The sequence below is a fragment of the uncultured Dialister sp. genome (assembly GCF_900541605.1).
Lineage (GTDB): Bacteria > Bacillota > Negativicutes > Veillonellales > Dialisteraceae > Dialister.
The window spans coordinates 1-13429 of sequence record NZ_UQKJ01000053.1 but is presented as its reverse complement, the minus strand read 5'-3'; the positions used below and the strand labels follow the sequence as shown (position 1 = coordinate 13429).

The following is a 13429-nucleotide window of genomic DNA, read 5'->3' as shown; positions in this document are numbered from 1 at the left end:
GAAGCCCCGCACGAATGACTCTATCCGTAAGCTTCGCTCTAACAGCTCGACAAACCGTAATTTGAACCTGTAAGGAGGCATTCCTATGCATATAACCTGTGAAGGAAGAAGCTTTGATCTTTTTGATGGCGCTTCTCCCCAGAACCTGTGGAACATTGTCCGGGGCAGCCGGAATCGGGAAGAGGCTGTACTGGCAGACTGCAGCGGTGAAATCCTTGATTTCCAGACACCCTTCACCAAAGACTGCGACGTCAAATGGATTCCCCTTTCCTCCAAGCAGGCTTACCAGGCGTACCGGCGGACGGCGATCATGCTCCTTGTCTGTGCTGTAAAAGAAGTGTACGGAGAAAAGGCGGATGTTAAAGTCAAACATTCCCTGGGAAAATCCATTTACTGTGAATTTAAAGATGGACATACCCCTCTTGCCAAGGAACTGGGTGCCCTGGAAAAGCGGATGGAAGAGATTGTTTCCGAGCATCGGAAGATTACGAAGCTCATGGTAGGGAGAAACAGGGCCATAGCCTTTCTCCGCATGAAAGGACGCCTGGAAGATGCGGAGCTCCTTTCCCAGCTGGACGTATCCGAACTGAATGTGGACCAGTGCGGCAGCCTCATTGATTATTATTTTGGCCCCATGCTTCCGGACATGGGCTTTATCAGGGCCTTTGCCCTCCATTCCTATGCCCCCGGATTTCTCCTGCAGATTCCGGGACCCGGAGAGACAAAGCTCACGCCCCAGGAAGACGATCCCCTCTATGCCCGGGTCTTCCTGGAGACCCAGGACTGGAGCGAGCTCATCGGCTGCCATAACCTGGAAGAGCTGAACCGGTCCATCGATGACGGCAGTATTTACGATATCGTAGCCACCGCAGAAGCGCTGCAGGAAAAGAAAATGGCCCAGCTGGCAGACACCATCTGCGGCCAGAAACTGCCGATCCGGCTGGTGTGCATGGCAGGCCCTTCGTCTTCAGGAAAAACCACATTTATGAAGCGCCTCATTGTCCATCTCTGGGTGAATGGAGTACGGCCGGTGATGCTGTCCCTGGATGATTACTTCAGGAACCGGGATGAGATGGGAAATGAAAACTGGGAGAACCTGGAAGCCCTGGACCTGCCCCTTTTCGAGGACACCGTATCCGCGCTCCTGGAGGGGAGGAAGGTCCACCTTCCCCATTTCAATTTCATTACAGGCAAAAAGGAGTGGGAAGAAAGGGAAGTGCAGCTGGGGAAGGGACAGCCCATCCTGGTGGAAGGCCTCCATGCCCTGAATCCGAAACTTACCTACTTCGTTCCGGGGTACCAGTGTCTCCGGGTATATCTGTCGGCCCTGACCCAGCTTACTATCAATGACCATAACCGGATTTCTACCTCCGACAGCCGTCTCCTCCGCCGGCTGGTCCGGGATTTCCAGTTCCGCGGCAACGGTCCGGAACACACGCTCCTCACCTGGGACAACGTGCGGAAAGGGGAGGAACGGAATATATTCCAGTACCAGAACCGGGCGAATGTGGTCTTCAATACGGCCCTGCTCTATGAAATTCCGGTACTGAAAAAACTGGCCCGTCCCCTGCTGGAAAGCATATCGCCCAAGAGTCCTGCCTATGCGGAAGCCCTGCGGATGCTCCAATTCCTCCGGCCCTTCCGTGAGCTGGATGCGTCCATCGTCCCGGGAGAATCCCTGCTTCGTGAATTTGTGGGCTATAAGGGTGTGGGAAAGTCGTTTCTGAACAGATAAGAGAATGGGCAGCGGCCGATGGCCGGGGCTCTGCCTGAGGCAAGACAGTGGCTTTCAGCCAGGGCAAAGGCTGCCGCCTGGGCTTAAGGAAGAAAATTATATAATTTTTGCGGCGCCATATGGTTTGTGCGCCGCACTTTCCCTGGCCGCAGGCCACAGCCGTGCCGCCAGGCAGAGCCATGTCCGAAGGACAGAGCCCCGGCCAAAGGCCGCAGCCTATTCCAGCAATGGCCCCCGTCACGAAGCACCCACCACCTTTCTCCCCATACATACGTATAGAGAGAAACCCGAACCGCATACTCCGCCCCAGCCCATTTGCAGGGCCTTGACCTATCGTATATAATGAATATATGAAACGATGAATATCGATATACTTAAGGAGGAACTTTATGGAATTGACAGATGTACTGATTATAGGTGCCGGTCCTGCGGGACTGAACGCCGCTCTCTATGCAGCAAGAAAAGAACTGACCGTGAAAGTAGTGACCACGGATATTGGCGGCCAGATGCTTTTGACCGGAAAGATTGAAAATTATCTGGGCTTTTCTTCCATTTCCGGATTTGAACTGGCCGATAAAATGGAAGCCCAGGTGAAGCAGTACCCCGTAGATTTCATCTATGCCGGCGTGAAATCCCTGACAAAGGATGGGGACGGTTACTTCACGGCCCATCTGGATGATGGGAAGGAACTGAGGGGCAAAACCTGCATTGTTACTGCAGGAAAACACAGTCGTACCCTGGATATCCCGGGAGAAAAGGAATACACCGGCCGCGGTGTCAGCTACTGCGCTACCTGCGATGCCCTGTTCTACCGGAATAAAACGGTGGCCATTGTGGGCGGCGGTGACAGTGCCGTGCAATCAGCCATTGAGCTGGCAAAGCTCTGCCCTAAAGTATATCTGGTCGTAAGAAGCCGTATTCGGGCCCAGGAAATCCTGGTGAAGCGGATGAAGGCGGAAAGCCATGTGGAAGTCCTCCTGGGCTATACGCCGGAAGAAGTGAAGGGGGACAGGAAAGTGTCCGCCCTCACTGTCAAAAATAAGGCGGATGGCAGCCTCCACGATATTTCCGTGGACGGTGTCTTCGTGGAAGCCGGGGGCATTCCGAACAATTCCTACCTTCCCAAAGAAGTAAAAATAAATTCTCTGGGAGAAATCATGACCGATAAAGAAGGAGAAACGTCGGTGGATGGTCTCTTTGCGGCGGGAGACGTAACGGACTGCCGCAATAAACAGATCATCATCGCAGCCGGAGAGGGGGCAGCAGCGGCGCTGGCGGCTCATGAATACCTGCTGCGCACAGAACCATGAGAGTTACAAAGAAAATCAGGGACGAACAGCTCCGGCGGCTGGGGGAGGTCTATAAAAATGACGGCCCCATGCTCCATTTTTCCAGCCCCTTTACCCTTCTCGTGGCGGTCATCCTGTCGGCCCAGTGCACCGACAAACGGGTAAATGTAGTCACCCAGCGCCTCTTTCCCCGTCTCGATACACCGGCGAAAATGGCAGCCCTCACCCTGCCCCAGCTGGAAACGGAAATCCATGACTGTGGGCTCTACCATTCCAAGGCAAAGCATATCCTGGCCATGAGCCATATGCTTCTGGAAAAATACCATGGCCAGGTGCCGGAAGATTTTGATGAACTGGTGAAACTCCCCGGCGTAGGAAGGAAAACGGCAAACGTAGTGTGGAGTGTAGGATTTGGCCATCCTGCCATAGCGGTGGACACCCATGTATTCCGCGTGTCGAACCGATTGAAACTGGCCGTAGGAAAGACGCCGCTGGAAGTGGAAATGGGACTTCATAAGGCCATTCCTGAAAAAGACTGGTCCGCTGCCCACCATTGGCTGATCTGGCATGGAAGAAGAGTATGCCACGCCAGAAAGCCGGACTGCGAGACCTGCTTCCTCCAGAATGTCTGCCCCTCCTGTACCGTCAAAGTGACTCCCTGGAAAGGGGAATGAAAGGAAATGTCCTGCAGGTGAAGCGTCGGCGCCCAAACAGAGAATCGCCGCAGGCCGCCGGACCGGCCTGCAGACTCATCCGGTGGTATGGATCAGCCGGTACTTCATCATCCGATTCGCACATAAAAAAACTCCCCTTAGGGGAGTTTTTTTATGTATAAATCAGAACATGTTGAGAATTCCATGGAATCCGTAAGTATTTGCCGGCAGGAAAGCGTCCACGGCCTGGGAAATGCCCGTTGGTTCTGGAGCGGTGATGAGCAGGAGCAGGATGGCCAGTACCGTGAAGCCCAGGGAGACCAGATTTGCCTTGCCCTTCCGGGACACTTCATAGTAACCGAAGAGCCGCATGGAAATGGCACCGAAGAAGGTGATGACCAGACCGGAAAGGGAGAAAATGCCGAAAAGCACATTGGCCATCAGGAAACCGATGAAGAAGACCGGCAGGAAAATGAAGGGCAGGTTGTAGGCAATGGGGGTCTTATTGACCTGGCGGCGCATATCGTCCAGCCAGTCTGCCGTATCAAAACCGAAGAGACCGAGGAACAGGAAGGAGAAGAGCACCACCTTGTCCCAGATTCCCTCCAGCCGTTCCCTGTCCTGGCCAATCCACCAGAAGAAAAGGCACACCAGGAAAGCGGCGATGCCGCCGATGATGTAGTAAATGCTGCCGGGGATAAACTTCACAACCACCATGCCGATGGTGGTGAGAACAGCGCCGGTGATAATCCAGCCCGTAAGCTGGCCCCGGGAAGCCCGATGCTCCATCGGTACATCCTGCCACATCTGGTACAGGATTTCCGTCATGAAAAGAAGAAGGAAAATAGCCAGAGCCGCAAAGGGATAGATAAAGAGGGAAACGATGATCAGTACAATCGGAAGAATCACCCGATACCCTTTAAATACATGCATCCGCTTGAAATTTAATTTCTTCTTCTGGGTATAAATCGTAAGGCGCATAAAAACCAGGTACGTCAGCATAATTCCCACCGTTTCCAGGGGCGTGCTTCCCAGGTAAAGCAGGGAACAGAAAACGAGGATTGCCGTATTGGCTCCTGTAAAACGGCTGACCAGCGAGCTGAAAAGGCCGATATTCAAAAAGGCCACAAGTGCGTCACCAAAATTCAAAACGTCCATCTCCTTTAAATAAACAATTCCCTACTAGTATACCTGTTAAAAAGAAATGGCGCAAGAGTGAGGAAAAACTAAAGGACCATCGATGTTCTTTTGATTGAACGGGAGAATTATATTGTATATAATTAATTCAAGAATCAAAAAGAAATAGAAAGATACATTGGGGGGATGGGGATGATTTCAGGAATGAACAATTCATTGAAGAGATGTCTTTATAATCAAGTTTATATTATTAGTAATATAAATAAATTATTGTAATATCATGGGGACTTTGAGAAATTTTGAGAGGCTCTCATTTTTCCAAAATATTTCCTTGCAATAGGAGTCGCGGTTTGTTATAATAGCAAAGAATTATCTATGGTATTGAAATGAGGTGCAACAAGTGAAGAAGGGAATCCATCCGGATTATCATCCAGTCGTTTTCCGTGATATCGGTGCTGACTACTCTTTCCTGACCCGTTCTACAGCAACTTCCAACCAGACTGTAAAATGGGAAGATGGTAATGAATATCCGCTGATCAATATTGATATCAGCAGCAAATCCCATCCGTTCTATACAGGACAGCAGCGTTTCGGAAAGGCTCGCGGCCGTATCGAAAAGTTCAACAAACGTTACGGAAAAACATCCGACTGAGAAACAGGGCAGCAGCCCTGTTTTTTTCTGCCCTGCCGGCGGTTCTGGCGGATCGGTGGCTGACACTATGGCCAGGACACAGGGAGGGTTCAGAAGGTTTTGAGGATTCTACCGGACTCACAGGCTTGACCGGCAGGTTCAAAAGGGAAGGTCAGGGGCTGATAGTAAGGAAGCGCTGCCCCGCCTCATGCCCCTGCTTTGCTCCGGCAAAGCCACAACCCTTAGCCCCATATACACATGGGTTCAAACCCACATATAAGTAAAAACAAAAGGTGATACAATGCAGACTGATAAATTGGACGGCATGGAAGCCCGTTATATCACGCTGGAGGACCAGCTCAGCGATCCTTCAGTGATTGCGGACCAGAATAAATGGAGAGCCCTTTCCAAGGAACATGCGGAACTGGGAGAAATTGTTTCCAAGTACCGGGAATACAAGGAGGCCGATAAAGCCTGCAAAGATGCCCTGGATATCCTGGAGGACAAATCCCAGGAAGAGCTCCATGACCTGGCGAAGGAAGACTTGAAGGAAAATGACAAGAAGAAGGAAGAGCTGGACCTTGCCATCCATAAGATGCTGATCCCCAAAGATCCGAATGACGGAAAGAACGTGATCCTTGAAATCCGGGCCGGTACCGGCGGGGAAGAGGCTGCTCTTTTTGCGGCGGATCTCCTGAAGATGTACATCAAGTTCGCCGAGCGGAAGGGATGGAAGCTGGAAATTGCCAATGCCAATGAGACGGACCTCGGAGGCTTCAAGGAAGTGACCTGCACCATTGAAGGAAAGAATGCCTATTCCATCCTGAAATTTGAAAGCGGCGTGCACCGGGTGCAGCGTATTCCGGAAACCGAGAGCCAGGGCCGGGTCCATACGTCCGCAGTGACGGTGGCCGTTCTTCCGGAAGCGGAAGACGTGGACATCGATATCCGCCGGGAGGACCTGCGTATCGATGTGTACCGTTCCTCCGGCGCCGGCGGACAGCATATCAATAAAACCTCCTCCGCCATCCGCATTACCCACCTGCCCACGGGCATGGTGGTGACCTGCCAGAATGAACGGAGCCAGCGGCAGAATAAGGAAAAGGCCCTGCAGATCCTGAAATCCCGGCTCTACGATAAGGCCATGCGGGAATCCCTGAGCAAGGAAGCGGCAGACCGGAAGAGCCAGGTAGGCTCCGGGGACCGGAGCGAACGGATCCGCACCTACAATTATCCCCAGGGACGGGTCACGGATCACCGCATCAATATGAGCATTTACCAGCTCGATGATTTTATGAATGGAAATATGGATCCTATCCTGGACCGTCTCATGGAAGAAGACCTGGCGCGGCGCATGAAAGAAGGGGAAACCAATGGCCGGTAATACGATCTGGACCATCAAAAAACTGATCACCTGGACCACCCATTATTTCCAGCAGCACGGCCTGGAGTCCCCCCGGCTGGATGCGGAACTGCTGCTGGCCCATGTGCTTCACAAATCAAGAATCTATCTTTACACCGATTTTGATGAAATTGTGGAGCCATCGGAGCTGGCCCGGTACCGGGAATACATCAAAAAACGGGTGAGCGGCATTTCCACCGCCGCCATTATCGGGGAAAAGGAATTCATGGGCCTTACGTTCCAGGTGAATGAACATGTACTGATTCCCCGGCCCGATACGGAAACCTGGCTGGAAAAGGTGATCCAGTATCACAGGGGGGAACCGGGACTGAAAGTGGCAGACCTGGGAACCGGAAGCGGCGCCATACTCCTGAGTTTCCTCTATTACTGCAAAGAGGATACGGGGGTGGGCGTTGATATTTCTGACGATGCCCTGGCGGTGGCAGAGGAAAATGGAAAGAAACTTTCCCTGGACCACCGGGTGGCCTGGCGTAAAGGGGACTACCTCACAGCACTGGAGGAGGGGGAAGTCTTCGATGGCATCCTGACCAATCCTCCCTACATTCCCTCCGGCGATATCCCGGGGCTCCAGAAAGAAGTGCAGCATGAACCGGCGCTGGCCCTGGACGGAGGGAAGGATGGCCTCGATTTCTACAGGAAACTGGCGGATTCCGCCGCTTCCCACCTGAAGGACGGCGGATTCCTGGCCATGGAATTCGGCATCCATCAGGCCGATGAGGTGCGGAAGCTCTTTGAAGATTCGGGAGACTACGATTCCTTTGAAATCATCAAAGACTACGGCGGCATCGAGCGGGCCCTGTATTGCAGGAAGAAGGAAAACGAATGAACACAGAAATGGTAAAAGTAGACGAAGACTATTACAGAAATAAAGTCTTCGCCCTGGGAGAAATCATTCGTCATGGGGGCCTGGTGGCGTTCCCTACGGAAACGGTGTATGGCCTTGGAGGAAATGCACTGGACGGCGAGGCGGCAAAGCGGATTTACGCAGCCAAGGGACGGCCTTCCGATAATCCCCTCATTGTCCATGTATCGGCTCCTTCGGAAGTAGAAAAATACGTGAAAGAAGTGACGCCCCTGGAAAAGAAGCTCATGGACGCCTTCTGGCCGGGACCGCTCACCATCGTTTTTCCCAAGAAGGACATGATCCCCATGGAAACCTCCGGCGGCCTGATGACCATTGCCATCCGCTGCCCCAGGAGCGAAGCGACCCGGGCTCTCATCCGGGCAGCCGGCGTGCCCCTGGCCGGCCCCAGTGCCAATATTTCTACCCGCCCAAGCCCCACCACCGCAGAGGACGTACTCCATGACATGGATGGCCGCATTCCGGCCATCGTGGACGGCGGCCCCTGCGAAGTGGGCCTGGAATCTACGGTCATCGGCATCGAGAACGGGACCATCGTCATTTACCGGCCCGGTGGCATTACCCTGGAAATGCTCTCCGCCTTTGCCCCCACGGTGGTGGATAAAGCCATCCTTTCCGGCGGCGTGAAAGCAGGGGAGCACCCGAAGGCACCGGGCATGAAGTACCGCCACTATGCACCGAAGGCACCGCTCACGGTGTATACCGGAAACACGGACAAGGTGGAAAGCGAAATACTTTCCTTTGCCCAGAAGGAAGATGAAAAATATGGCTTCTTCGTGAGCCGGGAAACTGCGGAGAAACTTCCGGAAGGTCTTACCCTTTTCATCTGGGGCAGCCGGAAGGATAAAGAAAGCTTTGCCCACAACCTGTTTTCCGGGCTCCTGTACTTCAACAAGCACCCGGTGGACCGGATCATCGGAGAAGGCACCGACTCCAAAGGCCTGGGCCTGGCCATCATGAACCGCCTCACCAAAGCATCGGGCTACCATATCGTGGTGGAAAAGAAGGACTGATTGTAAAAATGGCTGGGGAAAGTGAGGAGTGAAAGTGGCGGCTCACAGAAGTTAGGAATGAGGAGTTAGGAGTGGTGGTGGCGGCGCTGGTGAGATCGAGATTGAGGTCGAGATCGAGTATATTCGCAACTACGTTGCCATTCCAATTGACACTACCCACACCCCGGTCGACCGGGCCCCGAAAGGAAGGCGCTTTAATGTGCAGTAAAAGCGCCAATTTGGGCCCGGCTCAGCAGTCCTCTGCAGGACTGCTGCATTTCGAGCGGTGGGAGCATGCTAAGTAGGTCTGTCCTTAAAATCGCTACAGCTTCGATGAGTCGAGAAATCTTTCTGGTAAATGCCTGTGACGGTCTTACAACTCCAGAGGATATCGGTTCTACCGGAAGCGCCGCCTTATGAAACACGATGGCGGCTTCACCGCAAATGCACCCCTTCAGTCGCCTGCGGCGCCAGCTCCCCCGGAGGGGGAGCCAAGTCCTTAGCCTGCGGCGCATCCATCAGCTAACCTCCGTCTCCTACGGCGCCACCTCCTTCCCAAGGAAGGAGGCTAACGATTAGCGGCGAAGCCGCTGGACCTCAACTCTCAACTCTCAACTCTCAATGTTACTCTATCTTTGAAAACCCCGTCATAGTCATCTACTAGAAAGATCTCTCGACTCATCGGAGCTGTAGCGATTCTGGACGGTAGAGTCACTTGGCATTCTTCCACCGCTCGAGATGACGATAAACGGTTGGAGACAGAAGGTATGGTGGCGAAGTTGAGGAGGGGAACCAATGAGAAGCGCCGCAGGCGAATCCGCACAAGGCCCCATCCGTTCGCATGCCGCACTTCTACCCAAATAAAAAAACAGCAGCCCCAGAGGCTGCTGTTTTTCTTTCACCATACCCGGCAGGTGAGGGAGAGGTTTCCGTTGAATCCTTTCCGTTTTCCCGCGTAGTCGCTGCCGTTGATGGCGACTCTCCATTTTCCGGTGTCTACGCTGGCGCCGTATTCGAAGCGGACGCTGCCGCCTCTGATGGAGGCGCTTTCGATGTCCATGCCGTCGGCGATGCCATAGGCTTTACCGCTGAATTCATATTCGTAGGCCAGGCCTGCGTAGTACTCGAAGCGGTGGTCCTTATGCTGCCACCGGGTGCCTATGCGGGCCAGATTGCTTTCGAGGCTGTCGATGTCGTAGTGGCCGCCGGCTTCGAAGGTGTCTCCATTCAGGTGGGTGTGGAAGAAGCGGAGGTACGTATCCAGGCTGTTTCCATGGCCCCGGTCGGAAATCCGGCCGATACCCACATGGAAGGCGTTGTACAGGCTGTCTGTCCTGTACCGGTACGGCCGGCCCAGCTCGTCGTGGAGGATGTTCTTTGCATCGTTGGAGGCCCGGCCCATGCGGAAGGACGCTTCTCCGTAGAATCCGTCGGGACGGATATATTTCCCGAAGATTCCGGCGCCTTTGTAGTTGATTTTGCCGTTTCCGGTGCCCCGGTAGAAGGTGCGGTAGGAGCCATCGCCGTAGTCATAGGAGAGGCCGTATTCCCAGGAGCTTCCCTTTTTGGAGCTGTCCTTCCGGGCAAAGCCCGCCTGTCCCCGCCAGAGGTTTGTGGTGATGTGGCTCCCCGTTTCATAGCGGTTTTCTCCGCCACCCACGGTGCCGAAGGCTTCGATGCCATCGGCGGACTTATCCAGGTTCTTCATGGTGTCCAGGATGAGATCATTGGACTCGATGAGGGCCGCCAGTCCCGCTTCCTGGCCCAGCAGGGTCTTATGGGTCTGGGGCTGCCGGTCCATATCCGCCCGGTATACCAGGTCTCCGTCCTGCAGTAGCGCCCGGCCTGTGCCTTCCAGGGTACTGCCCAGGGTGATGTGGATGGGGGAGTCTGTCAGTTTGCTTTCATCGATTCCTGCGTCATGGCCATTGACAGTCAGGAGAGTCCGCATATTGACGCCCCGCTTCAGGGAAGAAAGCCCCTTCATCTGCATGGCCGACGTATCGATGGCGGTCTGGGAAAGGTCGTAGGTCTTGCCGGCATCCAGGGTCACCATGGGCGCAGTCTTCGTCCAGTCCAGGGAGTGGTAGGTGATGGTCTCCGGATTGCCCAGGGAATAGGTCAGATTTTTATTGTCATCGGTGATACCCATAGTTCCGGAAGCCGTAGCCGACACCGCCCCGTCATCGAGGGTATAGGAAATACGGTCAGTCCCGCCTTTGAGGTTTTCCAGCCCCGTCACAGACTGGGCGCCGCTCCCATCGATGAGGGTGAAGCTGTCGGAAGGGGAAATGAGAGAATTCCCGGTCTTCGAGATAGTCCCCATGGAAAGGGCGGTGTCATTATTGAAGATATAGTTGTATTTCTCCAAAGTAATAGGATTTACTGGCTTTCCGGAACCATCCAGGATGAGATTGGGGAAGGAAATAGTATTTACTGTGATGTCACCGGTCTTCCAGTAGACGTGGGTAGGTGAATACATTTGACCCGTTGTCTTATTCTGAGTAAGGCGTACATTTATCTCTGCCCAGCCCTTATAGGTTCCGTTGAGAACGTTGGAGCCTGAACTGTTTTGAATCTTATAACCATAGACTAAGGGATTGTAATAGATTTTGGATTCAGGAGTGCCGGGCGTGTAACCGTATTTAAGAAGTTCCGGGTCAATTTCATTAGGTGTCAGGTCTGAATTTGCGGTTTCAATAATTGTAATAGTCGCATTTGGTTTCACCGAGGCCAGAAGGATATTTGAAGAATCCACACCATCCTTAGTCAGGTCGATTTCATCTTCTCTTCCTTCGCTTTGGGCGCCACCTTCTTTATCATAATTCTGCCCAAGGTCCTCTTTATAGTAAGTACCAAAGTCTTTACCGGAGGTCAGATAGGACAAATCAATCACTGTATTCTGATTTGTCCAGCGTGAACTTCCGTTAGTATATTTGAAACTGGCGTTGTCTTTTACGAAGAGGGCCGGCTTTTTATCCATAGACCAGATCTTAATGGCCGTAAATTCACCTATTTCCTTGACTGTATTATTGTTCCACGTAGATACTTCCGGGGTCTGTACCAGATATGTACCTTTATTATCTTCCATTTGTGTGCCATTATCATTTCCGCCAATTCCTACAGCAAAAGCAGTGTCCGGGTCAGTGGTAATTCCAGAGAGGTTGGTGGAGATGTTGTTTTTGTAGCCGATATTTAATACGTTATTTCTTTCATTATTATTATTACGACTATGATTTGGTCTTTGGGCACCGAAGAGGCTGCTGCTGGAGACGTCCGCATCACTGGAGAGATTGATCTGTCCATTCAATATATGGCCGCCTTGTTTTTGAACATTGGTGTAGCCGGTTGAGACATATGCATTATCCAGTTTCGCTGTACCGCTTATATTGATGATGCCGTATTCCACATTGCCATTATTTATATCATCCCATACATCATATCCTACTTTACCGCCGTAAATGTAAACGGTACCGCCATCTCTTCCGATAATCGTTTTTCCTTCAATGTTGATCACATTCTGGTGAACGGAATCATACTTGATATCATAACTTCGGTAGCCGCCGATAATTTCATCAGCTTTGAGTGTGCCGCTTCCGGAAATAGTAATAATGTTATCATTGACGACCCGTTTCTGGTTGCCCATAACAGTGAATTTTGTTACTTCGCCCCCAATGAGTTTCTGGATAGTCAGGTCACTGTTTCCTGTAATATTAATCCGGTTGCCCATTGGCTGATACCTGGCGGATTCCAAAGCTTCTGTAAAATTATTTTCGATGCTTGTGCCGCCCTTTATGGTGTCCCATTCGTTGGCTTTAGCAGTGTTCTCCAAAGTCCAGGTTTTATCTCCATTGGTAATGGTAGCCGTTGAATTATCAGAGATGGTCACTGTATTCAGCATATTGCTCCCGGTGATGCTGGTGGCATCTACACTGCTGCCAATGGTTTTATCGTTGGCGAATACAGTAGCTCCACCGGCCAGCAGCAGGGCGCTGACGCAGAGGAAGACAAGCTTTTTGGAAACCTTTTTCGGGTGGGTGAAATTTCCGGATACCATGGGACCATTCCTTTCTATTACATCGAAAACTGAGAAATTCAGGCTGCTTATTTCAGAAGATACGTAACGATACGTAAAGGATATAGGAATTGGGATATTGGATTTATTCAGCTATTTAAAAATAGTATATAACGATGTAAAAAATATGTCCAACGATGTTCTATCTATGTAAAAATTATATAGATAGAAAGATTTGTCATGCGTTCATGGTATTGATAGGGTGAAGGTGGCGTCGGAAAAATTAGGAATGAGGAATTAGGAATGGTGGTGGCGGCGCATGGAAGTTAGGAATGAGGAGTTAGGAGTGAGGAGTGGCGGTGGCGGGAAAAAATTAGGAATGAGGAATGAGGAATTAGGAATGAAGGTGGCGGCGCACAGATTGGGAAGCGCCGCCTTATGATACCAGGACTGACATAAATACTGGGTGGCCTGGAATCGTATAACCCTATGAGAGGTGGAGCAAGGGTAACGCCTGCGGCGAAGTGGCGCAAGGGGAACGGGCTTCGCCCGAGGGGAAGGTGGCGGTGCACAAATTGGGGAGCGCCGCCTTATGAAAAGTGACAGCGGCTCCTCCGCACCAATTGACACTACCCACACCCCGTCATTTCGAGCGGTGGCAGCATGATAAGTGAATCTGTCCTTAAAATCGC

At 52.1% G+C, this 13429-nt stretch carries 9 protein-coding genes; 7 read left to right on the top strand and 2 right to left on the bottom strand.

The window, feature by feature from the left end; all coding sequences use genetic code 11:
* The first annotated feature begins 85 nt into the window (after positions 1–85).
* From QZR21_RS05200 to nth, 3 genes are all read left to right on the top strand, one after another.
* A complete protein-coding gene (locus QZR21_RS05200; protein ID WP_296095914.1) occupies positions 86–1735 on the top strand; it encodes a nucleoside kinase in 1650 nt (549 codons plus the stop codon).
* A 389-nt stretch (positions 1736–2124) separates the two neighbouring features.
* Entirely contained in the window at positions 2125–3045 is a 921-nt protein-coding gene (locus tag QZR21_RS05195; RefSeq protein WP_296095916.1) for an NAD(P)/FAD-dependent oxidoreductase, read from the top strand.
* Positions 3042–3698, top strand: coding sequence for an endonuclease III (nth, locus tag QZR21_RS05190; RefSeq protein WP_296095920.1), 657 nt, complete (start codon positions 3042–3044; stop codon positions 3696–3698). The genes QZR21_RS05195 and nth overlap by 4 nt, the downstream gene beginning before the upstream one ends.
* Positions 3699–3860: 162 nt before the next feature.
* Here the strand turns inward: nth and QZR21_RS05185 are convergent, their stop codons facing one another.
* Positions 3861–4835, bottom strand: a complete 975-nt coding sequence (locus tag QZR21_RS05185; protein WP_296095921.1) for a hypothetical protein — start codon at positions 4833–4835, stop codon at positions 3861–3863.
* A 379-nt stretch (positions 4836–5214) separates the two neighbouring features.
* On the opposite strand from QZR21_RS05185, the gene QZR21_RS05180 reads away from it, so the two are divergent.
* The 4 genes from QZR21_RS05180 to QZR21_RS05165 all read left to right on the top strand — a co-directional run bounded on the left by QZR21_RS05180 (position 5215) and on the right by QZR21_RS05165 (position 8743).
* Positions 5215–5466, top strand: a complete 252-nt coding sequence (locus QZR21_RS05180) for a type B 50S ribosomal protein L31 (protein WP_008858969.1) — start codon at positions 5215–5217, stop codon at positions 5464–5466.
* 280 nt (positions 5467–5746) lie between these two features.
* Positions 5747–6829, top strand: coding sequence for a peptide chain release factor 1 (gene prfA / locus QZR21_RS05175; protein ID WP_296095927.1), 1083 nt, complete (start codon positions 5747–5749; stop codon positions 6827–6829).
* Complete coding sequence (gene prmC / locus QZR21_RS05170; protein ID WP_296095930.1) at positions 6819–7694, top strand: peptide chain release factor N(5)-glutamine methyltransferase; 876 nt, start codon at positions 6819–6821, stop codon at positions 7692–7694. The genes prfA and prmC overlap by 11 nt, the downstream gene beginning before the upstream one ends.
* Positions 7691–8743, top strand: a complete 1053-nt coding sequence (locus tag QZR21_RS05165) for an L-threonylcarbamoyladenylate synthase (RefSeq protein ID WP_296095932.1) — start codon at positions 7691–7693, stop codon at positions 8741–8743. The genes prmC and QZR21_RS05165 overlap by 4 nt, the downstream gene beginning before the upstream one ends.
* A gap of 877 nt (positions 8744–9620) precedes the next feature.
* On the opposite strand, the gene QZR21_RS05160 is transcribed toward QZR21_RS05165, so the two are convergent.
* Entirely contained in the window at positions 9621–12779 is a 3159-nt protein-coding gene (locus QZR21_RS05160; protein ID WP_296097285.1) for an autotransporter outer membrane beta-barrel domain-containing protein, read from the bottom strand.
* Positions 12780–13429 lie beyond the last annotated feature (650 nt).